This is a genomic window from Neisseria perflava, from assembly GCF_019334725.1.
Taxonomy (GTDB): Bacteria; Pseudomonadota; Gammaproteobacteria; order Burkholderiales; family Neisseriaceae; genus Neisseria; species Neisseria subflava_A.
The window spans coordinates 638,876-665,669 of the sequence record NZ_CP079818.1 but is presented as its reverse complement, the minus strand read 5'-3'; the positions used below and the strand labels follow the sequence as shown (position 1 = coordinate 665,669).

Here is a 26,794-nt window from a genome sequence, read left to right as displayed (position 1 = left end):
TTTAATTGATGTCCAAGCGTTCCATGCGGTAGCGCATAGAGCGGAAGCTGATGCCCAAAAGTTTGGCGGCTTGGGTACGGTTGTAACGGGTTTGCTGCAAAGCCTGCTCGATGATACTGCGTTCCACTTGGTCGAGGTAATCCTGTATCTGCATGGTACGCGGATCAAACGGCGGAATGGGGCTGTGATTGAGCGTGGTTTCGCGCGCGTCAGGTTCGGCAATATCGTCAAAGGAAAAGCCGCTGCGTTCAGCCTTAACCTGTGGGGCGTTTTGAATCTGCAAGTCGTCCACTTGTATCACTTGGCCTACCGTCAACGCAACGGCGCGTTCAAGGATATTTTCCAACTCGCGGAAGTTGCCGGGGTAGCTGTAATGCAACAGGGCTTCTTGGGCTTTCGGGCTGAGTTTGTAGGTTTGATTGCCGTGACGGTGTTTATACAACAGATACAGAATCAGTGCGCCCAAGTCTTCGCGCATTTCGCGCAAAGGCGGCATGTGCAGGGAGACTACGTTGAGGCGGTAATACAAGTCCTGACGGAATGCACCGCTTTCAATCAAAGCTTCGAGGTTTTTATGGGTTGCACAAATAATGCGCACATCCACAGAGGTTTCCCGCGCATCGCCGATACGGCGCACGGCTTTTTCTTGAATGGCGCGCAGGAGTTTGACCTGCATGGCAAGCGGCAAATCGGCAACTTCATCAAGGAACAAAGTGCCGCCGTCGGCGTGTTGGAAAAAACCTAAACGGTCTTGATCTGCGCCGGTAAAGCTGCCTTTTTTGTAACCGAAAAATTCGCTTTCCATCAGGTTTTCAGGAATAGCTCCGCAGTTGACAGCAATAAACGGTTTGTCGGCGCGGTCGGACAACTCATGAATGGTACGTGCCGCTTGCTCTTTACCCGTACCGGACTCGCCGGAGATATAAACGGGAACAAGGCTGCGGGCCAATCTGCGAATCAGGTGGCGTACTTCGACCATTTGCGGCGAAGTACCCAACAGGCGCGGCATATCGTCGTCGCCTTCCAATATAGGTGCGTCTTGTTGCAAAGCAGGATTGATGTTACCGGCCGAAAAACGCTCTTTTAAGGAATTGAGCCCTTCCGGAACAGTCAAAGGCCGGTTAAATTCGCTCTGTACGCTCTTAGGCGGCGTAACGACAGGCTTGGCCGGCTGAGGTTCGGGTTTATACAGGGCGGCAGAAACAGGCGCAGGCTGCGATTTGACTTTTTCAGACGGCGTGGGTTCGGCAGTATTGTCTGAAACCGACACTGCCGATTTAACCAATGAACGCAACTGCGACAGCGTAATCGGTTTTTGCAGATAATCAAACGCGCCTGCTTTCAAGGCTTCAACGGCTTGGTCGGCATTGCCGAAAGCCGTAATCACGGCGACGGGCGTGTCGAGCATCAACTCGTCAATGTATTGGACCACCTCAAGACCGGAGCCGTCGGGCATACGCATATCGGTCAACACCAGCGAATAATCGTTGTTGTCCAGCTTATCTTTAGCTTCTTCAACACCAGCCGCCGTATCGACGCGCAGACCCATTTTCATCAGGGTCATTTCCATCAGATCGCGGATGTCTGCCTCGTCATCGACAACCAAAACCGGCTCTTGCAATTTATTCATCCTGCGCTTGCTCCTTCGGTAAAATCAGTTCGAACCCGTTCATTTCAGGGTGATAATGCAGCTGTCCCATATTGGCGTGTGCCAACTCGCGTGCGACGTAAAGCCCCAAACCAGTGCCTTGTTTTTCGGTGGTGTAAAACGGCTCGAACAGATGGTTTCGCACATCCGGCGGCACGCCTTTGCCGTTGTCCGCCACTACGATGGAAATATGCATCCTGCCGCTAGAGCGGATAAGGACGGTAATGGCGTTGTCGTCCTGACGGCTGTGTCGCCACGCATTGTTGCACAAGTTCCACATCACTTGCTGCAAATGCATGGAGTCAACCAATACGGTCAGGTTGTTGCCGTCCATATTCATGCGCAGACAGCCGATGGCATCGGGATTGTTCAAGGTAAATTCCTGCTTGAACTCCAACCAGAATTTCATCAGATTAATCGGCTGGCGGCTGATGTTGTCTCGTTTGTTAAGCAGGGATACATCTTCCAACATCTTGTCGATGCGTTGGATATTGCTGTCGATGATGTTGTAGAGCTTGGCCTTGAGCGGATCTGCCTCATCACCCTCTTGCAACAAATCGCTGGCATGACGGATGGCGGACATCGGGTTGCGGATTTCGTGGGCAAGGTTGGCAGTCAACTGTCCAAGCGAAGTCAGCTTGGTGGACATGGCCTCCGCAGCCACTTCACGCAATGAACGGACGTACAACATCAGCAGCTCGGTCTGCTCCTGAATCAGCGGAACGGCACGGACGTGCATGGCGTGTTGGAAAATATGGATATCGGTTTCAAAAGGTTTGTCGGGTTGACGTTGCCAGCGTGCGACTAGCTCGCCAAACACGATTTCCTGCTGATCGATAATCAGGCTGGGGAAATAGATTTTTGCCTGTTTGTTAAACAGCCACACGCGTTGGGTCGCATCAATCACCACAACCGCTTCCTGTACGCGGTTCAAAACCAAATGGTTCAAGCCGCTGATACGGCGGTAGGCCAGTTGATGGCGGCTGGCGGACTCTGTGGCCTGCTCCAAATAACGGGCGGCAAACGATGTCAGCATCGCCACCAGATAGCCTGCGCCGATCAGCATCGAAGAATTCACCATTGATTTTGCGTCCCAATTAAATGAATCGAAACGCATACTGCCATCTAAAAACAGGTTCAAAATAAACAACATTGCCGTATAGCCTGCATACAGCATAGGATAGTGGCCATAACTGAGCAGACACGACGTGGCGACAAACGGCAAAACCAAAATCCCGAAACCAGAAGCCGTACCGCCGGAGATATACACCAAAACCATCATCATGGTGATGTCGACCACGGCACTGGCATTGGGCAAATCCAAAGACTGCCACTGCCAGCCCGGGCGGAACACGGAGAGCATAATCAGGAGGAAATACAGCGTTACCCAGATATAAAACTCAACGTCCGGCAACGAAATGCCAATCAGGTTGCCGCCTGTGTAGCTGCCGAAAGCGTGCAAAACTAAAAGCGGTAAGACGATGGCTATTCGGGCAATGTTGATTACACCGGGAATCCGCTCCCTCAGATTACCCAGTTCTTGAAGATTGGCTCTGTTCATAAGTGAACCTTTTTTATTATCATGCAATGTCGTATAAATTTAATTTATTTAGATATATTTGTTCTTGTTTCAGGACAAACTTTTCAGACGGCCTGATATTTCCAATACCTTGCCTTTTTTACCGCGCTTGCCGTCAATATCGGCAATCCGCAGTTTTTCCTGATGCTCGGCGCCGCGGCGGCCGACCGATACAACGGTAAACTCAGGAGAGGTCGTCACCATAATGTGCTCCAAAGATGCACCCTCGGTCAGCGACATCAACTGCAAACCGCGCCCTTTGGGCATGACTTTGAGTTCGCCGATGGAAAACACCAAGAGGCGGTGGTCGCTGCTGGCCAGTACAACTTTGCAGTCGGGATTAATCAGTGAAGAAGCATAGACGGCAACCGGCGGCAGGACGGTTTCGCCGCTGTCCACAGTCATCACCACTTTGCCCGCTTTCACACGTCCGACCATATCGCCCAGCTTGGCGATGAAGCCGTAGCCGCCGCTGCCTGAGAGCAGGTAGTGCTGTTCGGGCTGGCCGGTAAGCATGGCGACGGGTTTGGCGCCGTTTTGCAGCTCGATTAAGGATGAAACCGGCACGCCGTCGCCGCGCCCGCCGGGGATTTCGGCGGCATCGAGCGTGTAGGTTCTGCCCAATGAGTCGAGAATGACGACAGGTAAAACGGTGCGCCCTTCAAGGGTTTGCTTGAGGCGGTCGCCTTCTTTGAACGCAGTTTGGCTCAAATCAAGGTTGTGTCCGGCACGGCTGCGTATCCACCCTTTTTCCGACAAAATCAGCGTGATCGGCTCATCGGCGGTAGTCTGCGTCAACACGGCGCGTCCGGCTTCTTCCACCAGCGTGCGGCGCGCGTCGCCAAACTGCTTCATGTCCGCCTGCATCTCTTTGATAATCAGCTTGCGTTTCTCGTTTTCGTCGCCCAAAAGGATATTCAGACGACCTTGTTCCTCGCGCAATTCGTTCAATTCTTTTTCGAGTTTGAAACCTTCCAAACGCGCCAACTGACGCAGGCGGATTTCCAAAATGTCTTCGGCTTGGATTTCGGTCAGCCCGAACGCCGCCATCAAATCGGCTTTCGGGTCGTCTGATTCGCGAATGACTTTAATCACTTCGTCAATGTGCAGAAAGACTTTCAGACGGCCTTCAAGGATATGCAGCCGTTTTTCCACTTGGTTCAAACGGAATTTCAGACGGCGTGTTACGGTCACGACGCGGAAATCCAACCACTCCTGCAAAATCGTTTTCAGGTTTTTCTGCGCAGGGCGGTTGTCCAAACCCATCATCACCAAGTTCATGGACACATTGCCTTCCAGCGAAGTCTGCGCCATCAGCGTGTTGATGAAGGTATCCGTATCGATGCGGCTAGATTTCGGCTCGAACACTAGGCGTACGGGATGCTCGCCGTCCGACTCGTCGCGCACGCGGTCGATTAAATCCAGCATCAGCTTTTTGGTGTTGAGCTGGTCTTGGTTGAGCTGCTTTTTGCCCGCTTTCGGTTTCGGGTTGGTCTGCTCTTCGATTTCGGCAAGGATTTTGGCGGAGTTGGCGTTCGGCGGCAGTTCGGTCACAATCACGCGCCACTGTCCGCGTGCCAATTTCTCGATTTCGTAACGCGCACGTACGCGCACGCTGCCTTTGCCGGTTTCGTAAATCCGGCGCAATTCGTCCGCCGGCGTGATGATTTGACCGCCGCCGGCAAAATCGGGGGCGGGAATATATTGCATCAGGTCGGCGGTTTCCAGCGTTGGCTTTTTCAACAGCGCAATCGCCGCCTGTGTGACTTCGTTTAAATTGTGCGATGGAATTTCGGTCGCCATGCCCACCGCAATGCCCGACGCGCCGTTGAGCAAGACCATAGGCAAGCGGGCAGGCAGGTGTACAGGTTCGTCAAACGCGCCGTCGTAGTTCGGCACAAAATCCACCGTACCCTGATTGATTTCGGACAACAGCAATTCCGCAATCGGCGTCAGCCGCGCTTCGGTGTAACGCATCGCCGCCGCCCCGTCGCCGTCGCGCGAACCGAAGTTGCCGATGCCGTCAATTAAGGGATAGCGCAAGGTAAAATCCTGCGCCATGCGCACCATCGCCTCATAGGCAGAACTGTCGCCGTGCGGATGGTATTTACCCAAAATCTCGCCGACCACGCGCGCCGATTTCACCGGCTTCGCCCCCGCCGTCAAACCCATATCGCGCATGGCAAACAAAATACGTCGTTGTACAGGCTTTTGGCCGTCTGAAACTTCAGGCAGCGCGCGGCCTTTGACCACGCTCATGGCGTATTCGAGATAAGCGCGTTCGGCGTATTGACCTAACAGCAGGTAGTCTTCGCCGATAGGAGATGGGCTTGGAGCGGAAATGTGTTCTGTCATCAGGATGGTAAAACGAAATAAATTAAAGAGGATATTGTAAAGCAAAATCGGTAGTCATAGCCAATTTGAGTGATGAACGGTAGCGCAGCGACAATAAGGCTTCCCGAATCAGGTCTGCAAATGGAATCCGTTTCGACAAAAAAGGCCGTCTGAAACCATTTCATGTTTCAGACGGCCTTTTCATTTTGGTTTTAAATCAAAACTTCGTTATTCTGCAGTAGCCGGTTTGGCCGCAGTTTTAATGGTTAAGGTCAATACAGCGGCGATGGCGAGGAAAACACCGGCAAAAGTCATCGCGTTGGCAGGGTTTGACCCTAAGAAGGTTTTGTACACCCAGCCGAAAGATACGGTTTCAATCAGCATTGGAATCACAATCATCATGTTCACAATACCCATGTACACGCCGTAACGTTCTTTAGGGATAGAGCCGACCACAATCATAAACGGCACGCCCATCATACTTGCCCAGCCGACACCGAAACCGATCATCGGCGCAAACATCAGGTATTTGTTGCCGATGTGCGGAATGGTAAGCAAGGCCAGCGCGGCAAGGGTAACGGCAAAGGCGTGAACATATTTGGCAGCGTATTTGCGCGCCATCCACATCAGGCCGAAGGCGGAGATAAAGGTTACAACATTGTAGAAACCGTTTACCAAACCGGTCCATGCAACCGCTTGACTATACGCTTCGGTATTTTCAACAGTCGAATCCCAAACGGATTGAACGATACTGTGGGAAATATATTGCCAGTAGATAAAGAGTGCGTACCATTGAAAGAGGTATACCAAAGCCAGTTGCCACAGGGCTGTCGGCATTTCGCGTACAGCAACGATAATATCTTTAACAGCATGAGCCGGACCGCTTGGTTGCGCTTTTATGGCCGCCATTTCTTCAGGATTAGGCTCGCGTTCGGATGTCGATAAAACAGTAACCAAAACCGAACCGATAGAGCAAACCGCACCAATATAGAAGGAGCCGAATACCCAATACGGAATACCCGCTTCGGAAGTTTGTTGCAACCAGCCGATTTGTTGGAAGATGTAGAGGGAAACGTTGGCCAGTGTAATACCCAAACCGGTAAACACAGACTGCATCAAGAAACCGGTAGATTGCTGATGTTCAGGAACCGTATCGGCAATAAACGCACGGAAAGGTTCCATTGCAGTGTTGTTACTAATGTCCAAAAGCCACAGCAGCAATACGGCCACCCACAATGCGGTAACGTGCGGATAGATAAAGAGACAGAGGCTGCAACCGATGGCGCCGATCAAGAAATACGGACGGCGGCGACCCAATCCAGGCACCCAAGTGCGGTCACTCATCGCACCAATCATCGGCTGCACCAGCAAACCGGTAATCGGACCTGCCATATTCAAAATCGGCAACTGGCTCGGATCGGCATGAAGAAAGCTGAAAATCGGATTAATCGCAGTTTGCTGCAACCCGAAGCTGTATTGAATGCCGAAGAAACCGAAGTTCATCAGCATAATCTGGCGAAGTGTCATCGCCACTTGTGGGGAGATTTTCATAGGAAGGCTACTCCTGGATAATAAACTATGGAAACAACAAACTCCAACTTCAGCGGTATGACGCTTTTTATTGTATTTGGGCTGCCCTTTTTACTGAGGCAACTCCGTTTTCAGACGGCCTTTATTTTGACCGTTTGCATGATTCTTATTTTGATGTGTATTTGTGTTGTTAAAAGTTTATTTTCAGGCCGTCTGAAACTATTTATTCATCACAGACTGACGCCAAATGGTTTCCCCAACGACCTTGACTGGCTGAACCGCTCCGACCGGGTGTTCAATATGTCGAAACAGCAAATCCGCCGCCATCGCGCCCATGCGCAAATAGGGCAACTCTGTACTGGTCAACGGCGGAAACAGCGTCTCCGCAATCGCGCTGTGGTTATCATATCCGGCAACCGAAACTTGCTCGGGAACCCGCACGCCGCGCGTCCTCAAAATCCCGTACACGCGCACCGCCATTTCATCGTTACCGCAGCAAATTACCGTCGGCGGAAGCGGCAAAGACAGCAGCTTTAAAATGGCCGAAATCAAAGACCCGCTGTCGTTGCTGAAGTCAGGATAACCAGTTTGCACCAAATCAGGATCGAAGACAATATCCGCATCAGCCAAAGCACGGCGGTATCCGGCCAATCTCAATCTCGTCGCTTCCACGCCCGGCTGCAAAGTCACATAAGCAATCCGTTTGTGTCCGCTTTGAATAATTCGGCGCACCAAGCCATACTGCCCTGCTTCGTCGTCCGGCAAAACCGACGGCGTACCTGCCAAATCAAAACAGTTGACCAACACCATCGGGCAACGGTTGGGCACTTCCGGCAGCAATACTTCCTGATGGAAACCTGCCACATATAAAATCCCCTCGGCACGATGTTCCATAAAGGTACGGATCAGCGGCTCCATCTGACCGGGCTGACCCGGCTTATTGTCGATGTCGGCAATCATCAAAATCTTGCCTTGTGCGCGAATCTGCTGCTGAATGCCCTTAATCAAGAACATATCCGGTATGCCGTGTCCGCCCGTATTCTCGCCTGTCCGCGAAATGGCGCCGGTAATCAGACCGACCAATCCGGAACGGTGTGACCGCATAATCCGCGCCGCAGAAGACGGGATGTAACCCAAAGCAGCAATCGCTGTTTCTACTTTGGAACGGGTTTTATCACTGACCGACGCATCGCCGTTAATCACCCGGCTGACCGTCTTGGGAGATACCCCGGCATAAGCAGCGACATCATAAATTGTAGCCATCTTACGGACCCGCCCCGACAAGATTTCAATAATGTTACATAGGATAACACAGCAGACATCGGTGTCATACCCCCTTTTTTACAGAAACTTGATGATAATCAACCGTTTCTATTGCATTTCGCATACATTTCTTAAACAAAACCGCCCCTCCCACCTCCCAAAAGTTGTCCAAATTTGTTAAACTACAAACAACTACAAAAAGCAGAAAATAGATACCCTGCTTATTTACCGTTACATACTAAGGAAACGAAATGTCCGCATACTCAGACGCATGGCAGGCCTTGGAAACCCATCATGCCGGTACTCAACACGTTACCCTGCGCGAACGCTTCGCCGCAGATGCCGAACGTTTCAACAATATGCACGAAATTCTGCACGGTTTGTTATTTGATTACAGTAAAAACCGCCTAGATGAAAACACCCTTGACTTATTGTGCCAACTCGCCGAAGCAGCCGATTTGCCACAATATATGCAGGCCATGAACAGCGGTGAAAAAATCAACACCAGCGAACACCGCGCCGTCCTCCACACCGCCCTGCGCCTGCCTGCCAATGCCAAACCTGTTTACGTTGACGGCGAAAACATCGTGCCAAATGTTCATCACGAACTCAACCGCGCATTCGAGTTCGCACGCCAACTTTTAGACGGCACGCACGCAGGCATTACCGGTAAAGCGATTACCGACTTGGTTCACATCGGTATCGGCGGCTCCGATTTAGGGCCGCGCATGGCCACACAGGCGCTGCAGCCTTATTGGCAAAACATACGCGTCCACTTTGTCAGCAACTCCGATGATGCCGACCTGGCCCAAACCCTTCTCGGCCTCAACCCCGAAACCACCGTATTCAGCATTGCCAGCAAATCGTTCCGCACACCGGAAACCCTGCTCAATGCCTACGCTGCGCGTACTTGGTATCGAGATGCAGGTTTGCCTGATTCCGGCATCTACCGCCACTTCTGCGCCATTTCCGCCGATGTGGCCGCAGCCCAAAACTTCGGCATCTCCCCCGACAAAGTCTTCGCCATGTCCGACTGGGTTGGCGGCCGCTATTCCGTCTGGTCGCCCATCGGCCTGCCGCTGATGGTTGCCGTTGGCGAAAAAGCGTTCCGCAAAATGCTTGCCGGTGCACACGCGATGGATACCCACTTCTTCGAAACGCCATTCCGCCGCAACATTCCCGTCCTGATGGCGCTCATCAATGTTTGGTACAACAACTTCCAACATTCAGACGGACAAACCGTTGTCCCATACAGCCACAACATGCGCCTCTTTACCCCGTGGCTCAACCAGCTCGATATGGAAAGCCTCGGCAAACAGCGTACTTCAGACGGCCAACCCGTTTCCTGCACCACCGGCGGCATCGTCTTCGGCGATGAAGGCGTCAACTGCCAACATGCCTACTTCCAGCTTCTACACCAAGGCACGCGTCTGATTCCCGTCGACTTCATCGTCCCCATGACCACAGTCTACGGCAACCACCGCCAACACCGCTTTACCGTTGCCAATGCCTTCGCCCAAGCCGAAGCGCTGATGAAAGGTAAGACCTTAAACGAAGTACAAATCGAATTGGCCGCCCTGCCCCAAGACGAACGCAACCGCCTTGCACCGCAAAAAGAATTCCCCGGCAACCGTCCGAGCAACAGCCTGCTCATCGACAGCCTGACGCCTTTCAACCTCGGCATGCTGATGGCTGCTTACGAACATCGTACTTTCGTTCAAGGCGTGATTTGGCGTATCAACCCCTTCGACCAATGGGGCGTGGAATACGGTAAAGAGCTGGCCAAAACCATCGAACCCGAACTCGAACGCGGCACGCCTGCACACGACAGCTCCACCAACGGTCTGATCGCCTTCTACCGCAGTTGCAACGCAAGATCGAAGGCCGTCTGAAAATAAAATGCCCGTAAGACAAGCATATCTGCCTGTCTTACGGGCATTTCAAAACCTAATCGGCGGTAAGAATGAACCGTTAAAGCACCGCACTTTTAGACAAAAGTAGCTAGATTTTGATATAAAAAAAGGCTAAATCGATAATGACTTAGCCTTTTTCATCAGACTTGATTAGTTGTTTGTTGTTAATGCGCCTAAATCTTTATCAACTAAGAACAAACCTTTACCATCTTCACCAAGAAGATTTAATTTATCCAAAATTCCACTGAATAATTTTTCTTCTTCATGTTGTTCAGCCACATACCATTGTAAGAAGTTAAAGGCAGAGTAGTCTTTCTCTTCAAAAGTTCTACCAACTAATTCATTGATTTTAGAGGTAATTAACTTTTCATGTTCATAAGTTAATTCAAGTACTTGTTTCAATGATGAAAATTGATGAGGTGGTTCATCAATTTGTGTGATGATAGCCAATGCGCCGGTCTCATTTAAATAAGTGAAGAGTTTACGCATATGCTGCATTTCCTCAGCCGCATGCTCTGATAAAAATTTTGCAGCTCCTTCGAAACCTTGTTGTTCGCACCAGGCGCTCATTTGTAAATATAAGTTAGAAGAATAAAACTCTAAATTCATTTGATCATTTAATAGTTTAATCACGCTATTTGATAACATTTTATTTCTCCTATTCTTATAAAGTTTTTAATTCACGATCAATGTAGTAGAGCGCTGTACCACTTTCACCAAGAAGTTTGAATTTATCAACAATACTGTTAAATAATTTTTCTTCTTCATGCTGTTCAGCTACATACCATTGTAAGAAGTTAAAAGTAGAGTAATCCTTTTCTGCAAAAGTACTCTCAACTAACTCATTAATTTTAGATGTCACTAGTTTTTCGTGTTCAAGTGTTGTTTCAAAAACTTCTTTTAATGAAGCGTAATCGTGTTTAGGGGCGTCAATTTTACCTAACAAAGGCATTCCACTGGTTTCGCTCACATAAGTAAACAACTTTTGCATATGTTCCAATTCTTCATCGGCATGACGAAGTAAAAATGCTGCAGCGCCTTCATAACCATGTTTATGGCACCATGCACTCATTTGCAAATAGACATTTGATGAATACAACTCGAGATTAATTTGTTCGTTTAATTTTGCTGTAATTGACTTACTTAGCATAACTAACTCCTTTTCTCAATGCGGTTAATAGATGTATCACAATAAAAAATTTGTATTTGCGGATGAATTTTACTCATTTTATTGAGAATAGTCAATTTTATTTTATCAATTTTTATGTAACCCATTAATTTAAAAGGATTTTAAAAATAAATCATTCTCATTTGGTTCAATTTAATGAAATGAGTTATCAATATCTCCTTTGCCTAAATTCTCTAGAGAAATGATGAGGTGTTGGAAGGAGAATCGTAGATTTCCAAAGTTTTTTGCTCTCACTTATCAACTCCAAAATACTGGATAAATAGAAAACATGAAAATTCAATGTTTTTTATAGAATTACGCATCAAAGCGATATAGTTTCAAAGTAGGTTATCCTTAATATTTGAATGTGACAATTACCATTTATTATTTAACATAATATACATATTGTTGAAAAATCTACTGGTTAACTTCAATCAGGGAAAGCATGAAGAAGTTAGGAAGTTGGTTGGAAAGTTGATTAGGGTAGATTTTATTCAAATGAAAGACTAGGCTATGAAATCAAAATTTGTGTATAAGTTACTGGTAATTTCAAAGTACCTGTATATTTTAATTTGTATATCAATACCAATCGTTTTTATTTATGAAAGCTACCAAGGAGATAATGTTGATTTTATGATTTATATTCATGCTTTTATTATTTTTTCCATATTGGGTGTATTGACTCAATATTCTACATCTAATTTTTTTGAAAAGGAAAAATAACATGATTGAACTATCCATTGAGGATCTGGAACTAATTTATGGAGGAGGCTTAGGAGAGAGAATCCTTCAAGGAGGAGCAAATGGTGCATAAATAGGGGGATCAATTGGTGCAGGTATTGGTCTGGGTGTCGGTATAGCTTTTGGCAGTATTCCTGCCGGACCAGCTATTATGGTCGGTGGCACAATTGGTGCTGCTGTTGGTGCTGCAACTGGTATGGGTGTTGCAGCATATGAGTATTACCAAGAAACTCAGCCTAAAGGGACAGTAACGATCGGTCCGATTTCTGCTTTTGCTGTGGACAAATCAGGAAACGGCTACACTGACGGCACAAATTACCACTGATATTTCTCATCGTTCAAACGATCTCTAGGGGTCGTCTGAAACTTTCTTAACTTCAATTTTATGAATACACCCAAGCAACCCTTCTTCCGTCCTGAAGTCTCCGTTGCCCGCCAAACCAGTTGTTCCAACAAAAGGCCGTCTGAAACTTAATTTGTCAAAGTTTCAGACGGCCTTTTATTATTCAATAAAGATAGCAGAAGTTGATTCGCCATATCCCCCATCTTTGCTACAATATCCCTTTTCTTTTTTATTGATTCCACTATGACAACCGCACCCCAACCCAGCACTTGGCGCAAGATTTTTTCGCGCAAAATGCTGATCTGCATTTTCACAGGCTTCACTTCGGGGTTGCCGCTTTATTTTCTATACAGCCTGATTCCAGCATGGCTGCGTAGCGAACACATTGATTTGAAAACCATTGGCCTATTTGCATTGATTGGTTTCCCCTACACTTGGAAATTCATCTGGTCACCTCTTTTGGACACCGTACGCCTGCCATTTTTAGGTTTACGGCGCAGTTGGATGCTGATTACCCAAATAGCACTCCTATTGCTTTTGGCTTCCTATGCATTTGTCCGACCGCAAGAACATTTATCCATCATCTTAGGCTTAGCTTGTGCTACAGCATTCTTCTCCGCCAGCCAAGATATTGTGATTGATGCATTCCGACGCGAAGTACTGTCAGATGAAGAATTGGTATTAGGCAACTCGCTGTATGTGAATGCCTACCGTATTTCTTCATTAATTCCGGCCTCATTAAGTCTGATTTTGGCCGACAGATTGCCTTGGTCAACCGTCTTCATCATTACTTCCCTGTTTATGATCCCAGGTTTACTTGCGACCTTGTTCATAGCACGCGAGCCAGATCACTCAACTCTTGAAACCAAAGGCTTAAAAGAAACCGTTATCGAACCATTTCACGATTTCTTTACCCGCCAGAGTGTGAAGCAGGCTTTGACTATTTTGGCGTTCATCTTGCTGTATAAACTGGGCGACAGCATGGCAACTGCTTTGGCTCAACCGTTTTATCTCGATATGGGCTTCTCTAAAACCGATATTGGTCTGATTGGAAAAAACGCAGGTTTATGGCCGGCTGTAATTTTTGGCGTTATCGGCGGCATTTGGATCACCAAACTTGGGGTTAATCGTGCTCTGTGGTTATTCGGTTTGATACAGTGGGTCACCATTTTAGGCTTTGCATGGCTGGCAAGCTTCGGACATTTTGACCATGTCGGTGCATCGGAACGAATCTTTTTAGCGGTTGTAATTGCGGCTGAAGCAATCGGCGTCGGCTTAGGCACAACAGCGTTTGTCTCGTATATGGCGCAACAAGCCAATACGGCATTTACGGCAACGCAATTAGCCCTTTTTACAAGCCTATCTGCCGTACCGCGTACATTTATGAACGCAACGGCAGGCTATCTGATTGAAGCGATGGGTTACTTCAATTTCTACTGGCTGTGTTTTGCTTTGGGCATACCGGGCATGTTGCTGCTGTTTAAAGTGGCACCGTGGAATGGTCAAAAAGTGAGTAACTAGATTGCCAGTCTAAAACTTCTAGCAAAACAAAAGGCCGTCTGAATATTCAGACGGCCTTTATCATACAAAAACTTTATTCTGCTTCAGGTTTGACAGTGCTGCGGACATCGCCGCTTTTTTCTTTATGTTTCAAAACAGCGCGGTCGAGCTTGTCCATCAAAACATCAATCGCGGCGTACATATCCTGCTCAATCGCTTCAACGTGCAAATCTTTGCCTGCCAGATGCGCATCGGCTTCGGCTTTTTGATTGACTTTTTCCACCGAGAGCGTAATGGTCACAGAGATGATGTTGTCGGCGTGGCGATTGATTCGTGCCAACTTGTCGGAAACATAGTTTTTGATGGCTTCGGTAACATCAAAATTCAGACCGGTGATTTTCAGATTCATGATACAGCTCCTTCGGTTGATTAGTCCGTCAAAACGGATCGGAATATATCTACTCGGTAAATTTTCGTTTGTGTGCCGGTGGTATGTCTAATGATTCTCTATATTTAGCAACTGTACGTCTGGCGATTTCAATGCCGCGTTGTTTTAATAATTTGACGAGGGCCTCGTCCGAATAAGGTTTGCTGCTGTCTTCGCTTTCAATCAGCTGGCTCAAGACAGCTTTGATTGCGCCTTGACTGAACCCTTCGCCGTCATCATCGGCATTGACTGCCTGTGTGAAGAAATAGCGTAACGCAAACAGGCCGCGCGGGCAAGACAAATATTTCTGGTTGGCAGCGCGCGAAATGGTGCTTTCCGCCAAACCCAATTCGGCGGCGGCATCTTTCATCAGCATGGGCGACAGGCCGATTTCTCCGAAGATGAAAAAATCTTCCTGATTTTTGACAATATACTCGGCAAGGCGGAGGACTGTGCTTTTGCGCAGTTCCAAAGAATCAATGCGCTGTTTGGCTTCACTGATTTTTTCCTTCCACTTCGGCGCGCCCTCTTCCGCCGATTTCATCAGGTCGCAATATTCCTGATTGAGCTGCAGCTTCGGCCAAGCCGCCTCGTTGCTGATGACTTCCCAGCCGTCCTTGCCCTCTTTGACCCAAACGTCAGGCTGAATATAAGGTGTAGGCGTGGCAGAGGCGAAACCGTAGGCCGGATAGGGATTGAGCTCGGCAATCATATCGAGCGCGGCTTCTATGGTTTCGCTGTCGGTATCGGGATAGAGTTTGCGGAAACGCAGAACGTTTTGTTTGCGGTTTTTGCCTAACTCTTGAAGCGAACTTTGCACCAAATGCGCGGCCATTTGTCGGGCAGGAGAAGCCGGCAAACGCATTAATTGCAGCATGAGCGACTCGGTCAAATCGGCCGCCGCTACGCCGGGCGGCTCAAAGGTTTGCAATACATCCAGCGCATTTTGCAGGGCTTCTTCGTCCAGCATCCAATCCAACGGCGTGTGGTCGATGATTTCTTCGAGACTGTCGGTGAGGTAGCCTTGTTCATCCAAAAAATCAATCAAGACGTGAACATAGGCCGCTTCCACTTGCGAGAGCGGATGCTCGCACACTTGGGCATGCAGATAGTGTTTGAAATCCTCTTCTTCGGCGATGTTGCTCCAAATATCTTCGGCATCGTCGCCACTCAACTGCTGACCTGCGCGCGGCATGGTTACCGCACGGTTGAGCCCGCTATCGGCAAACTCATCAGTTTCCGGACGCTCAAGCAGAGGATTGTCCAACAACCAGTCTTCCACTTCGCGCTCAAGCTCAAGACCCGACATCTGCAAGATGCGCAAAGACTGCTGCAGCCGCTGGTTGAGCTGCTGGGTCTGTTTGAGTTTAAGGACGAGTGAAGACATAGCGTTTTTTTTCGAAGTGTATAGATAGTTTTTCAGACGGCCTTTGTACGGAGGGCCGTCTGAAAAACTAGGTTATAGGTATTATATTTGTATTCTTAGTAATTATTTCAATATTTACAGTTACCCTCAATTGAAATGAGAGCCTCGTGTGAAACCGGTTTTACGATTGCCGTCAAATATGCATTCAATATTTGAAATTTTCACCCAAGTAAACCGAACGGACTTGTTCATTGTTGACCAAGTCGTCCGGCTTGCCTGAAGCCAATACCGTACCGTCGCTGATGATGTAGGCACGGTCGCAGATGCTGAGGGTTTCGCGCACGTTGTGGTCGGTAATCAATACGCCAATACCGCGTGATTTGAGGAACTCGATGATTTTCTGAATATCGATGACGGCAATCGGGTCAACGCCGGCAAAAGGTTCGTCCAACAAAATGAAACGCGGCTGCATGGCCAACACGCGCGCGATTTCGACACGGCGGCGTTCGCCACCGGATAAAGACGGCGCGGGGTTGTTGCGCAGGCGTTCGATGTTCAAATCGGCCAACAGTTTTTCCAGTTCGGCATCGATGCGGCTTTTGTCCTTCATGCTGATTTCCAAAATGGCGCGGATATTTTGTTCCACGGTCATTTTGCGGAAAATCGAGGCTTCCTGCGGCAGATAGCCGACGCCGAGGCGGGCGCGTTCGTGAATGGGCAGGTGGCGCAACTCTTGTCCGTCCAGCATCACGCTGCCTGCATCGGCGGCAATCAGGCCGACTATCATGTAAAAGCTGGTGGTCTTACCCGCGCCGTTGGGGCCGAGCAGGCCGATGACTTCGCCGCTTTCGATTTCAAGGGAGAAACTTTTGACGACTTGGCGTTTTTTGAAACTTTTTTGCAGGTTTTGAACCACAAGACGGCTGTTGTTTGCGCTCATATTCTGTTGACTTTCGATATTGACCTCAGGCCGTCTGAACCTTTTTCAGACGGCCTTTTTGTGTGTTTTCTTATTTGTTTTTCTGCGTGCTGGACGGCTGGATGACCACGCTGACGCGGCCGGATTTCGCGGCGGATTTCACACCGGATTTAGCGCTGCCGTTGATAGTGTAAACCTCGGTTTTGGTGTTGTACGTGATGACCGCACCTTCGGCCACATCGCCGCCGCGCTGTACTTTGGCATTGCCGGACAGGGTAACCAGACTGGCTGCGGAAGAATACGTGACGGTATTGGCTTGGCCGTTGACCACGCCTTTGCCGCCGTCCAACTCTTGGCTGAATTTGACGGGCGAGCCGGTGGCTTTCATCAACTGCTCGCTTTTGTCGTTGCGCGAAACGGTTACGCTGCCGGCACGGATATTGAGGGTGCCTTGTTTGATGATGACGTTGCCGGAAAAGGTGGTGCTTTGGTTGTTTTGGTCAAGCGAGCCTTGGTCGGCTTCGATTTGAATCGGCTGCTTGCTGTCGCTTTGCAGGGCAAAGGCCGGGCTGGCGGCAAAAACGGCAACAAGGGCTAAGGTTTTACAAATTTTTTGTATCATAAATTGTGGCTTTCACTTTGGAAGGGAAATTCAGCAAACCGGTTTTGTGGTCATAAGTCATGCCGTTTGCCTGACCGCCGGACTGTCCGTATTGGAAAGTAACCGGGCTGTCGGTATGGGCGTATTGTGCTTCGGTATCGACATTCAAACGTTCGGTTTTGACGATGCCGGCCAAACGCTTGGCATCTGCTGCTTTGTTTAAGACAACATTTTGTTCAAAAACGACTTTTTTGTTTTGGATATTGTACACGGCCTTGTCGCTGCCGACTTCGTACAACAGGCTGCCGTCGCGGTAAAACGAAAGATGCGGTTTGTCCAAATGCACGTCCGCGCTATTGGGATATTGAACGGCATCGGCCGCGCTCAGGTCTTCTTTCAGACGGCCTTCTTGGTCAAAACGTTTGCCGTTGATACCTTTCATCGAATATTGCGGCTCATTCGGATTGAGGACGACTTCTTCGACCTGCACTTCGCTGATGCGGCCGAGCCACGCCGCCAGTGCGCCGAGTGAAACGGCCAACACCAGCGGAAAGGCGATTCCGTAACGCCATCTGATTTTCATCGTACATACTCTTTCAAAGCAGGTTCAAGCGTACCTTGCGCCTGCATAATCAAATCGCACACTTCACGCACCGCGCCTGCGCCGCCGGAACGTTCGGTTACATAATGGGCGTATTGCAAAGTAAACCAATGCGCTTCAGGGACGGCAACCGCCAATCCGCAACGCACCATCACGGGCAAATCGACAACATCGTCGCCGACAAAGGCGCACTCATGCTCCTCCACGCCGGCCTGTTCGCGCAATTGGGCGTAGACGGCACGTTTGTCGTGAATACCTTTGAAGTAATAGTTGATACCGAGCTGCTTCACGCGGATACCGACGGAAGGCGCATCGCGGCCGGTAATAATCGCCGTTTGCACGCCGTTGTTCTGAAGCATTTTCAAACCGTGTCCGTCCAAAGTGTGGAACGATTTGATTTCTTCGCCGTTGTCGCGGATAAAAATGCGGCCGTCGGTCAAAACGCCGTCTACATCCAGTATCAGCAGTTTGATGCCTGAAGCGCGTTGTTGCAGGTCGGAAGAGAGGTTTTGCATAAGGTTTCCTTATTTCAGACGGCCTATTCTAGCATAAGGCCGTCTGAAAACGTTTTTGCCGTCGATTCAGACAATTCGTGCCATCAATAAATCGTGCATGTTCAGCGCGCCAATCAGTACGCCGTTTTCTTCGACCACCAGCAAACCGTTCACATGGCCGCTTTGCATGGCTTTCAAGGCTTCGGTGGCCAGGCGGTCGGCGGAGATGGTTTTCGGCAAAGCGTGCATGATGTCGTCCACTTTCAAACCGGCAAAGCTGTCGCGTTCTTGAAACAGACGGCGTAAGTCGCCATCGGTAAATACGCCTTTCAGACGGCCTTCGGCATCGGTTACCGCCAACATGCCCAAGCCTTTTTCACTCATGCGGACAATGGCCTCTTTCAACGGCGTACCCAACAAAACGGCAGGCAGGGCTTCGTCTTTGTGCATAATATCCGCCACACGCAACAGCAGGCGTTTGCCCAAGCTGCCGGCCGGATGGCTTAAAGCAAAATCGTCGGGCGTGAACGCGCGTGCGCGCAACAATACAACCGCCAGCGCATCGCCCAACGCCATCACGGCGGTCGTACTGGAAGTCGGCGCAAGGCCGAGCGGGCAGGCTTCTTTGGAAACCGCCGCGGTAATATGGATATCGGCATGACGCGCCATGGTGGAAGTCGGATGGGCAGTGATGCAGATAAGCGTGATGTTTTTGCGTTTCAACGCCGGAATAATCGCCGCAATTTCATCGCTTTCGCCGGAATTGGAAATGGCAACCACAACATCGTGGTCCACAATCATGCCCAAATCGCCGTGCGCCGCTTCGGCAGGGTGGACGAAAAACGCAGGCGTACCGGTGGAAGCCATGGTCGCCGCCATTTTGCGGCCGATGTGTCCGGACTTGCCCATGCCGGTAATGACCACTCTGCCCTTGCAGTGCAACAACGCTTCCGCCGCACGGACAAAATCATGGTTCAAAGCCGCCGCAATTTCACGCAAACCTTCAGCTTCCGTATCCAATACATCGCGCGCCCAGTCGAGATAAAGTGTGTTTTCCGCCATCAAAGCCGCCTTTCATGCTTGAATTTAGGTTTGTTTTGCCCAAATTAATCGGCTGTAAACTGTTCAAATTCATCGAATCGGCGTAGCATTACCGCCACTTCACAAACAAACCTATTATGTAAAAGGAATCAGAGATGACTATTTTATCGGACGTTAAAGCATTAGGACAACAAATCTGGTTGGACAACCTCTCCCGTTCGCTGGTACAAAGCGGCGAATTGGCCGAAATGCTCAAACAGGGCGTGTGCGGCGTAACTTCCAATCCTGCCATTTTCCAAAAAGCCTTTGCAGGCGATGCCCTGTACGCCGACGAAGTAGCCGCGCTCAAACAGCAAGACCTGACCCCGAAACAACGCTACGAAACCATGGCGGTTGCCGACGTACAAGCCGCTTGCGACGTATGCCTTACCGAACACGAATCCACCGGCGGCAAAACCGGCTTCGTCAGCCTCGAAGTTTCGCCCGAATTATCCAAAGACGCACAAGGCACGGTTGAAGAAGCGCGCCGCCTGCACGCCGCTATCGGCCGTAAAAATGCCATGATTAAAGTACCGGCAACCGACGAAGGCATCGAAGCACTCGAAACCCTCGTTTCAGACGGCATCAGCGTCAACCTGACCCTGCTCTTCTCCCGCACCCAAACCCTCAAAGCCTATGCAGCCTACACACGCGGCATTGCCAAACGTTTGGAAGCAGGGCACGACGTTTCCCATATCCAAGTTGTCGCTAGCTTCTTTATTTCCCGTGTCGATGCCGCGTTGGACGCCACCCTGCCCGACCACCTCAAAGGCAAAGTCGCCATCGCGCTGGCCAAAGCCGCCTATCAAGATTGGGCGCAATACTTCGGCAGCAGCGAATTTGCCGCACTTGCCGAAAAAGGTGCCAACCGCGTACAACTTTTGTGGGCATCCACAGGCGTGAAAAACCCTGCCTATCCTGACACTTTGTACGTTGACAGCCTGATTGGCGCCCATACCGTCAACACCGTTCCCGATGCAACACTCAAAGCCTTTATCGACCACGGTACCGCCAAAGCCACGTTGACCGAAGGTACGGACGAAGCCCAAGCGCAGCTCGCCGAAACCACCAAACTCGGCATTGATGTCGAAACTTTGGCAACGCGTTTGCAGGAAGACGGTTTGAAACAATTTGAAGACGCTTTCGCCAAACTGCTGGCTCCCTTGGCTTAAGCGGATTAAACAGACGGCCGATTGAAACTTAAATCATTTTGAAAAGTCTCAGGCCGTCTGAAACCCAAATTCGGGCGTGTACGGCACGCCCTTTTCTATCACGATTTGAATACCGTGCAGGCATACTTACCCTGCCTTACATAAACACCCTGCCATGTATATAGGACGTTTCGCCCCCAGCCCTACCGGCCTGCTTCATATCGGCTCCCTGCTGACCGCCGTCGCCTCCTATGCCGACGCGCGCGCCCATCAGGGCAAATGGCTGGTCCGCATTGAAGACCTTGACCCCCCGCGCGAAATGCCCGGCGCCGCTGCCGACATTTTGTGCACGCTTGAGGCTTTCGGTTTTGAGTGGGACGGCGAAGTCGCCTATCAAAGCCGCCGTTACGACCTGTATCAAGACACACTCGACCGCCTCAAAGCAGCCGGGCTGGTGTATCCCTGCTATTGCAGCCGCAAAGACTGGCAGGCAGTGGCAACTCAGGGCGCAGACGGATTTGTGTATAACGGCCGTTGCCGCAATCCACAGCAAAGACCCGACACGCAAAACAAAACGCCGGCATGGCGTATTCAAGTTCCCGATCACGTAATCGGTTTTTCAGACGGCATTGTCGGGCATTACGCACAAAATCTGGCACACGACATCGGCGATTTTGTCCTGCTTCGCGCCGACGGCTATTGGGCCTATCAGCTTGCCGTGGTTGCCGACGATGCCGATCAAGGCATAACGCATATTGTCCGCGGTCAGGACTTGCTCGTTTCTACGCCGCGCCAAATCTATCTGCAACAATGCCTCGGCGTTCCCACACCATCCTACGCCCACCTGCCGCTATTAACCAACAGCCAAGGGCAAAAGTGGTCGAAACAAACCCTTGCCCCAGCTTTGGATTTGAATCAAAAAGAACAACTCCTCCGCCAAGTCCTGACCTATCTCAACCTACCCGATGCCCCCGCCGTAAACCGTCCGCAAGAATTACTCGATTGGGCGGTGGTGCACTGGCAAATGAACAAAATCCCAAAATCGTCCATTATCACGAAATGAATTAGCACGATTACAACAAAATTACTCTAGGTATTACAATATTTCATAAAATTATGTAAGTAATCTTCAGATTCATTCCAAATCTCGCCCAAGAAGCGAAAAATCATGTATATTTTAAAAATTTCCTAAAATTGTTGCGAAGTGATAATTTCAAGATTGCAACAACATACGGCTGGCGCGTTATTGAGGATGACAAAGCGCGGCAGATCTCCCACGATACAACAAAAAGAAATACCGCTATGCCAAGTGCCATTATTGTAGAAGACGAAGTATTAGCAGCAGAACGCTTGCGTGTATTATTGGAAGAATGCAATGTCGTACTGCTCAACGTCTTTCACCATGCCATGCCAGCATTGGAGTGGCTGAGCGTCCACGAAGTCGACATCGTCTTTGCCGACATCGGCATGCCGGAAATCGACGGTCTCGAGTTTGTCGAACGCATCAAGCGTACCGCCAAACGCCAGCCGGAAATTGTCTTCACCACAGCCTACGAAGAACACGCCCTGCGCGCGTTTGAGCTGGCTGCCGCAGACTATCTGCTCAAACCGATCAAAATGACCCGCCTGCAAACCGCACTTGACCGCATCATCGAGAAAAACCGCGAAAAAGCAGACAGTTTCACCCATTTTAAAGTGTACAACCGCGAGCGCATGGTTGAAATCCCCTGGCAACAGGCGCGTTATCTGATGGCGGAACACAAAACCGTCTATCTGTTTACCGGCGACGGTCAAAGCTACGAATTACCGAAAACATTGGTTTACTGGGAAGAATTACTGGGCGACAAAGTCATCCGCATCCACCGCAACGCCCTCGTCTTCCGCCACACCCTCGACAGCCTGATTCGATTGGACGATGACGAAAACGACGAATACGCATCCACATGGGGCGCAAAAATTCTCGATATTCCGACCCCGTTGCCCGTCAGCCGCCGACAACTGTCCACCCTGAGGAAAATCATTAAAAACAGCATCTAACAATGCGCTCTTTAACTAGCTCTTTTTAAATCAAAGGCCGTCTGAAAATATCTTTTCAGACGGCCTTTTAACTTCTCATTTCAATAACAGAAAGCAGAAACGACTAAAACCTACCGTTTAGACTTATCCAGGCTTTTAATTTAATCAAACCGTTTTACCCACAAACAAGGTTTTCTATTTTTTTAATCCAACATCTCTCAATTACTACCACTCAACAGAAAAGGCCGTCCGAACAATTCAGACGGCCTCGATACTCAAGCCTTACCGATTAAAAGAACAATTCACGCCAGCTGATGCGTTTGAGTCCGCATTTCCGGCCTTCTACTTTCAGACTGTGCATCTTATCAGAGTTAGTCAACAGACTGCGCTCGGCTTGGTTTGCAAAACATTTATTGTTTGGCACGCTCGGCGTAGCGTTCAACTCTTTATCCGTACCCGTGCCGCCGCTATCGCCATCGGCGGTTACCGGAGAATCATCGGCCTTAGAGCCGTTCAGATAAGTAAAGTTGACCACGCCGTCAAACACCATACCGCTGGCGTAATAGACTTGACCGTTGTTTTCACGTTTGATGAATTGGCGGTTTTTATCGGAAATACGCGCATCACGCAAACCCAAACGGCCGCCGTTTTCAGCATTGACGCCCAGAATAATCGTTTTTGCAGTCGTTTGTGTGGACGTACTGTCCGGCAAACAAACATCGGCACTGGAAGAATTTGTATGTATGACTTCCTGCTTGTATTTGCGAATAGTTACCACCGCTGTACGCAAAATCATCGTCGGTTTGACAGTTACCCGCTCACCCGAACCCAACGCCAGCTTCCAACCTTTTTGATCTTCGCTGACCTTATTGTTGGTAACAGAAATATATTCGCCGTCCGCTTGAACAGTTTGGCCGGTCAGCTCATCGCTTTTAGCCAAAACAGCTTCTTTGGAAGTATCATCATAGATGCCGTACACCGCATTGTCCTGTGTCGCTACATCCAGCTCGCTATGGTAAATCTCGCTACCCGTACCAAAAATAACGACATACTTATCTTTACTGCGGCGCGATACCGCAGGCGCAGACGTAATCGGTTGATTACCCGAACCTTGGAAAATCATCTGCGCAGACCATTCAGACGGTGTTTCACCTCTCAAGTCAAAGCGGAACATATTGCCGTAACGGTCGCCGGCATAGGCAATATCGACAATGCCGTCAAAATCGGTATCTACCAAAGTAGGGGTAGAGAGGCCGCCTTTGCCATCCGGTACAGGAATTTTAGCCAAGAGCTTACCGGCGTCAGAAACATTACTTCCTGTACCTTTCGTCCCAGCCTCTTTACCTGTCATATCATAGACATATAAAGCCGTTTCATTATCTGCACTGTTCACATCTTCAGTACGATAACCGCTGGCCAAGAAGCCTGCATAACGCACGTCAGATTCCAGATTAACTGGAGTAGTATCGCGCTTGATGGAAACACGGCCGATTTGTGTCGAACCAATGGTATAACCCAGCTTATTGCCAGAGCCTTTTTCTGTTTCAAACAAAGGTACAGTCTTATTCCAACCACTACGGTCACTGTTCGCCACTGCACCAATATCCAACGCATACGCACCACGTCCACCCTGACCCATCGCACCAAACATAAAGGTTTGCTTATCATGTGTTTGGCGGAGAACAAAGCCACCATTAACCATATAGCGGTGCGGCGTGATGGAGCCGTAACCATCGCGAGCGACATCCTTCAGAACCTTGCCCAAAGTTGTCGCTTGACCTTGATCGTCCTCACGCTCCATGCCTGCCGGAATATAGCTGAGTTTCAAGTCATAAGGATTGCTAGGTGTACCATTACGGAAAATATGTACCATGCCGTCATTGGCAGCAGCGACCAAAAACTCTTGACGGTTATCGCGCTTATCGCCAATCGAAGCAACTGAACCGTCCAAAATATCACCCAAATTGCGCTCATCTTTACTTGCGTCAGCTGGATCAGTTGGACGGATGCGATAAGACTGGTTATAACCTTTTGCCTCTGCATCAGCTTTGATGGTTTCATCACTACCTACTCGGCCAGTCCATTTCAGCAATGCATTTTTCCATTCCAACTTCAACTCATCTTTCGCACTGCCGTCTGAAATGCCAAAATCGGCGTTTGAAGCCTCATTATCTGCAACTCTATCGATGAAATAGGTCTTACTGCCATCATTAACCAAAGTAAGACGGTTATTAAATGATGGCTGAACAAACTCAGTCGTATTAATAGGCGTACCATTGCGGTTTAATTTATAAAACCGCAACTGACTGCTCCAAGAGCCGGTATTTAAATGAACCGTTGCCGCCATATTGGGAATACCTGTACTGGTCGTCACCGGCGCAGTTGAAGCTGCCCCTTCAAATTTCATTATTTTGCTGTCAGTTTCAATATTGTCGATAATGGTTTTAAAGGCCTCAAGCAACTTTTCAGGTTTTGAGGCATTGAAATACCATTCCGGGCGACTGGCACCCTTTTCCAGATAATCTCTCCCGACTTTAGAGATTCCCTCACCAAAGCCCACGGTAAAAGTCTGAACCAATTGCTTGCTATAATCTACGCCCTTAGGATCGCTTGGATCACCATCCCAGCTCTTGCCTGCAGCATCTCGACGATCCTCTGGCTTAATCGCAGCATCTAGACGATTTTCTGACTTAATCGCAGGTTTAATATCTTTTTCTGCCAAAGTCTGGCTAAAGAAACGCATACCGCGTTTTTCATCCTCATAGTTCCTATCCCAATAAGGAACAATAATTTCGCCAATGCCTTTGACTTCTCGTTTACCATCTTTTTCACCTAAAAGCACCCAATCCCCTGAATCATCATCTTTTGCATAATCAGTATATTGGCATTGAAACTTTTTCTTCCCTTCAGGAGTATCCAATCTCGGATCATAATTTGGCAGATCAAAATATACTTCACCTTTAAGGCCGATTCCTGAAAATTCCTTACCTTGCCCATGTTTATTTTCATAAGCTTTTACTTCAGACGGCCCAAAATATTCATAGACCTCATCCGAGCTACGATCAATAGCACGGTAATAGTTTGAATAATAATATTTTCGGTCATAATTGAAGTTAGTATTGGGAGATTTACGTGGGTCTTCTCCAGAGGCCTGATTGCTACAACTCATATTGGCATCGCCATCAGAAACCACGACAACATAGGATTTTTGACAACGGTATTTAATATTTGGAATAACGAAATTTTTGACAACTTCATAATAACGGCGCGTTGTCGGCGTAGCTTGGTAAGCCAACATCTCGTCTACCTTTTTCCTGACATATTCCCAGTTTCGACCGGCAGAACCATCCGTAAAGCCATCAGAATCCTTCATATCGCCTTTGTCATCGTCGGGGCTAGACAATTCTGCATATGCGTAAAGAGCATTATCCTTTTTCCTTTTTTCCTCATCCCATTTCCAATACCGAGGATTATTATGTAAAGTCTGCAAGCCCCAGTTAAACTGATCTTTATACCGCTCCAAAATCTTCTTTAATGCCGATTTTGCAATATTGATTTTTCTATTCTTATCATCTACATGATATTCACCCTTAGCATCAGCCAACATACTGCCCGAGTCATCAATCAAAAACATAATATTGTGTTTGACTCTGGGCTGGCCAATAGGCTCGTTTACGTTTTTCAGGTAAAACGGAATTTCGGCAAAACCATTCTTTTCTTTAGATTGCTGGGGATTTGCCTGAACGGAAAAGCTAATGAGGGCTAAAGCGGAAGCGATGCTTGCATGAATGAGGCGATGGCGGCCTGATGGAGCGTTTTGCATAATGTGTTCTTTTTTCATCGGATAATCTCAGTTAAAAATGACGTTGTTTTTATTTTTTATGGGGCTACGATTTTAGCATAAACAGCCTGTTTCATGTTTGATTCGGCTGAATTTCCCTAAGCGCGCATTTCAAGCACAACAAAAATGAAACAATCTGCCTGCTCAGTTTTCAGACGGCCTGACTGAATATTTAGTTCAACCTTATTCATCAGGCATTCCAAAAGCAAGGGACTGTACCGTAAAGATAAAACGTTTTTAAATTATCGATTATTGGCTCTACGCTTGAAATTCCTATTA

Annotated in this window: 21 protein-coding genes; 6 read left to right on the top strand and 15 right to left on the bottom strand. The window is 48.8% G+C overall.

Features of this window, described 5'->3' with window-relative positions:
- Nucleotide 1 precedes the first annotated feature (1 nt).
- The 5 genes from LPB400_RS03335 to LPB400_RS03315 form a co-directional block, all read right to left on the bottom strand.
- Nucleotides 2-1,630 carry a sigma-54-dependent transcriptional regulator gene (locus LPB400_RS03335; RefSeq protein ID WP_219089395.1) on the bottom strand — a complete coding sequence of 543 codons (1,629 nt, stop codon included), beginning with the start codon at nucleotides 1,628-1,630 and terminating at the stop codon, nucleotides 2-4.
- Nucleotides 1,623-3,209 (bottom strand): two-component system sensor histidine kinase NtrB, encoded by a 1,587-nt coding sequence (locus LPB400_RS03330; RefSeq protein WP_107768732.1) that lies wholly within the window; start codon nucleotides 3,207-3,209, stop codon nucleotides 1,623-1,625. The genes LPB400_RS03335 and LPB400_RS03330 overlap by 8 nt, the downstream gene beginning before the upstream one ends.
- A gap of 69 nt (nucleotides 3,210-3,278) precedes the next feature.
- Entirely contained in the window at nucleotides 3,279-5,582 is a 2,304-nt protein-coding gene (gene parC, locus LPB400_RS03325; RefSeq protein ID WP_219089394.1) for a DNA topoisomerase IV subunit A, read from the bottom strand.
- A 207-nt stretch (nucleotides 5,583-5,789) separates the two neighbouring features.
- Nucleotides 5,790-7,112 carry an MFS transporter gene (locus LPB400_RS03320; protein WP_219089393.1) on the bottom strand — a complete coding sequence of 441 codons (1,323 nt, stop codon included), beginning with the start codon at nucleotides 7,110-7,112 and terminating at the stop codon, nucleotides 5,790-5,792.
- 198 nt (nucleotides 7,113-7,310) lie between these two features.
- The gene (locus tag LPB400_RS03315; protein WP_219089392.1) at nucleotides 7,311-8,354 is read right to left on the bottom strand and encodes a LacI family DNA-binding transcriptional regulator; all 1,044 of its coding nucleotides are present in this window, start codon (nucleotides 8,352-8,354) and stop codon (nucleotides 7,311-7,313) included.
- Between the two features lie 251 nt (nucleotides 8,355-8,605).
- Here LPB400_RS03315 and pgi point away from each other — a divergent pair, with 251 nt between their 5' ends.
- Nucleotides 8,606-10,246 (top strand): glucose-6-phosphate isomerase, encoded by a 1,641-nt coding sequence (gene pgi / locus LPB400_RS03310; RefSeq protein WP_070765648.1) that lies wholly within the window; start codon nucleotides 8,606-8,608, stop codon nucleotides 10,244-10,246.
- Between the two features lie 171 nt (nucleotides 10,247-10,417).
- Here pgi and ftnA (LPB400_RS03305) read toward each other — a convergent pair whose 3' ends face one another.
- Together ftnA (LPB400_RS03305) and ftnA (LPB400_RS03300) are read right to left on the bottom strand one after the other, a co-directional pair.
- On the bottom strand, nucleotides 10,418-10,915 hold the full coding sequence (gene ftnA / locus LPB400_RS03305; protein ID WP_003686798.1) for a non-heme ferritin: 498 nt from the start codon (nucleotides 10,913-10,915) through the stop codon (nucleotides 10,418-10,420).
- Between the two features lie 16 nt (nucleotides 10,916-10,931).
- On the bottom strand, nucleotides 10,932-11,417 hold the full coding sequence (gene ftnA, locus LPB400_RS03300) for a non-heme ferritin (RefSeq protein WP_003686837.1): 486 nt from the start codon (nucleotides 11,415-11,417) through the stop codon (nucleotides 10,932-10,934).
- 910 nt (nucleotides 11,418-12,327) lie between these two features.
- Between ftnA (LPB400_RS03300) and LPB400_RS10975 the strand changes: the two genes are divergently transcribed.
- Nucleotides 12,328-12,501, top strand: a complete 174-nt coding sequence (locus LPB400_RS10975) for a hypothetical protein (RefSeq protein ID WP_225905495.1) — start codon at nucleotides 12,328-12,330, stop codon at nucleotides 12,499-12,501.
- 261 nt (nucleotides 12,502-12,762) lie between these two features.
- On the top strand, nucleotides 12,763-14,040 hold the full coding sequence (locus tag LPB400_RS03290; protein ID WP_225905496.1) for an AmpG family muropeptide MFS transporter: 1,278 nt from the start codon (nucleotides 12,763-12,765) through the stop codon (nucleotides 14,038-14,040).
- Nucleotides 14,041-14,113: 73 nt separating this feature from the next.
- Here LPB400_RS03290 and hpf read toward each other — a convergent pair whose 3' ends face one another.
- From hpf to LPB400_RS03255, 7 genes are all read right to left on the bottom strand, one after another.
- Nucleotides 14,114-14,428: a ribosome hibernation-promoting factor, HPF/YfiA family gene (hpf, locus tag LPB400_RS03285; RefSeq protein ID WP_003686778.1), complete on the bottom strand. Its 315-nt coding sequence runs from the start codon at nucleotides 14,426-14,428 to the stop codon at nucleotides 14,114-14,116.
- A gap of 49 nt (nucleotides 14,429-14,477) precedes the next feature.
- Nucleotides 14,478-15,833 (bottom strand): RNA polymerase factor sigma-54, encoded by a 1,356-nt coding sequence (rpoN, locus tag LPB400_RS03280; protein ID WP_107810551.1) that lies wholly within the window; start codon nucleotides 15,831-15,833, stop codon nucleotides 14,478-14,480.
- Between the two features lie 184 nt (nucleotides 15,834-16,017).
- Nucleotides 16,018-16,752 carry an LPS export ABC transporter ATP-binding protein gene (gene lptB / locus LPB400_RS03275; protein WP_003679854.1) on the bottom strand — a complete coding sequence of 245 codons (735 nt, stop codon included), beginning with the start codon at nucleotides 16,750-16,752 and terminating at the stop codon, nucleotides 16,018-16,020.
- A 70-nt stretch (nucleotides 16,753-16,822) separates the two neighbouring features.
- Entirely contained in the window at nucleotides 16,823-17,353 is a 531-nt protein-coding gene (lptA, locus tag LPB400_RS03270; protein WP_107768727.1) for a lipopolysaccharide transport periplasmic protein LptA, read from the bottom strand.
- Nucleotides 17,334-17,915 (bottom strand): LPS export ABC transporter periplasmic protein LptC, encoded by a 582-nt coding sequence (gene lptC / locus LPB400_RS03265; RefSeq protein ID WP_107792121.1) that lies wholly within the window; start codon nucleotides 17,913-17,915, stop codon nucleotides 17,334-17,336. The genes lptA and lptC overlap by 20 nt, the downstream gene beginning before the upstream one ends.
- Complete coding sequence (locus LPB400_RS03260) at nucleotides 17,912-18,448, bottom strand: KdsC family phosphatase (protein WP_219089391.1); 537 nt, start codon at nucleotides 18,446-18,448, stop codon at nucleotides 17,912-17,914. The genes lptC and LPB400_RS03260 overlap by 4 nt, the downstream gene beginning before the upstream one ends.
- 66 nt (nucleotides 18,449-18,514) lie before the next feature.
- Nucleotides 18,515-19,489, bottom strand: a complete 975-nt coding sequence (locus LPB400_RS03255) for a KpsF/GutQ family sugar-phosphate isomerase (RefSeq protein ID WP_219089390.1) — start codon at nucleotides 19,487-19,489, stop codon at nucleotides 18,515-18,517.
- Nucleotides 19,490-19,623: 134 nt separating this feature from the next.
- Here LPB400_RS03255 and tal point away from each other — a divergent pair, with 134 nt between their 5' ends.
- The 3 genes from tal to LPB400_RS03240 all read left to right on the top strand — a co-directional run bounded on the left by tal (nucleotide 19,624) and on the right by LPB400_RS03240 (nucleotide 22,695).
- Nucleotides 19,624-20,679 (top strand): transaldolase, encoded by a 1,056-nt coding sequence (tal, locus tag LPB400_RS03250; protein WP_219089389.1) that lies wholly within the window; start codon nucleotides 19,624-19,626, stop codon nucleotides 20,677-20,679.
- 154 nt (nucleotides 20,680-20,833) lie between these two features.
- Complete coding sequence (gene gluQRS / locus LPB400_RS03245) at nucleotides 20,834-21,721, top strand: tRNA glutamyl-Q(34) synthetase GluQRS (protein WP_219089388.1); 888 nt, start codon at nucleotides 20,834-20,836, stop codon at nucleotides 21,719-21,721.
- A gap of 239 nt (nucleotides 21,722-21,960) precedes the next feature.
- Complete coding sequence (locus LPB400_RS03240; protein WP_003748328.1) at nucleotides 21,961-22,695, top strand: LytR/AlgR family response regulator transcription factor; 735 nt, start codon at nucleotides 21,961-21,963, stop codon at nucleotides 22,693-22,695.
- A gap of 268 nt (nucleotides 22,696-22,963) precedes the next feature.
- Here the strand turns inward: LPB400_RS03240 and pilC are convergent, their stop codons facing one another.
- Complete coding sequence (gene pilC / locus LPB400_RS03235; protein WP_219089387.1) at nucleotides 22,964-26,515, bottom strand: PilC family type IV pilus tip adhesin; 3,552 nt, start codon at nucleotides 26,513-26,515, stop codon at nucleotides 22,964-22,966.
- Nucleotides 26,516-26,794: the final 279 nt, after the last annotated feature.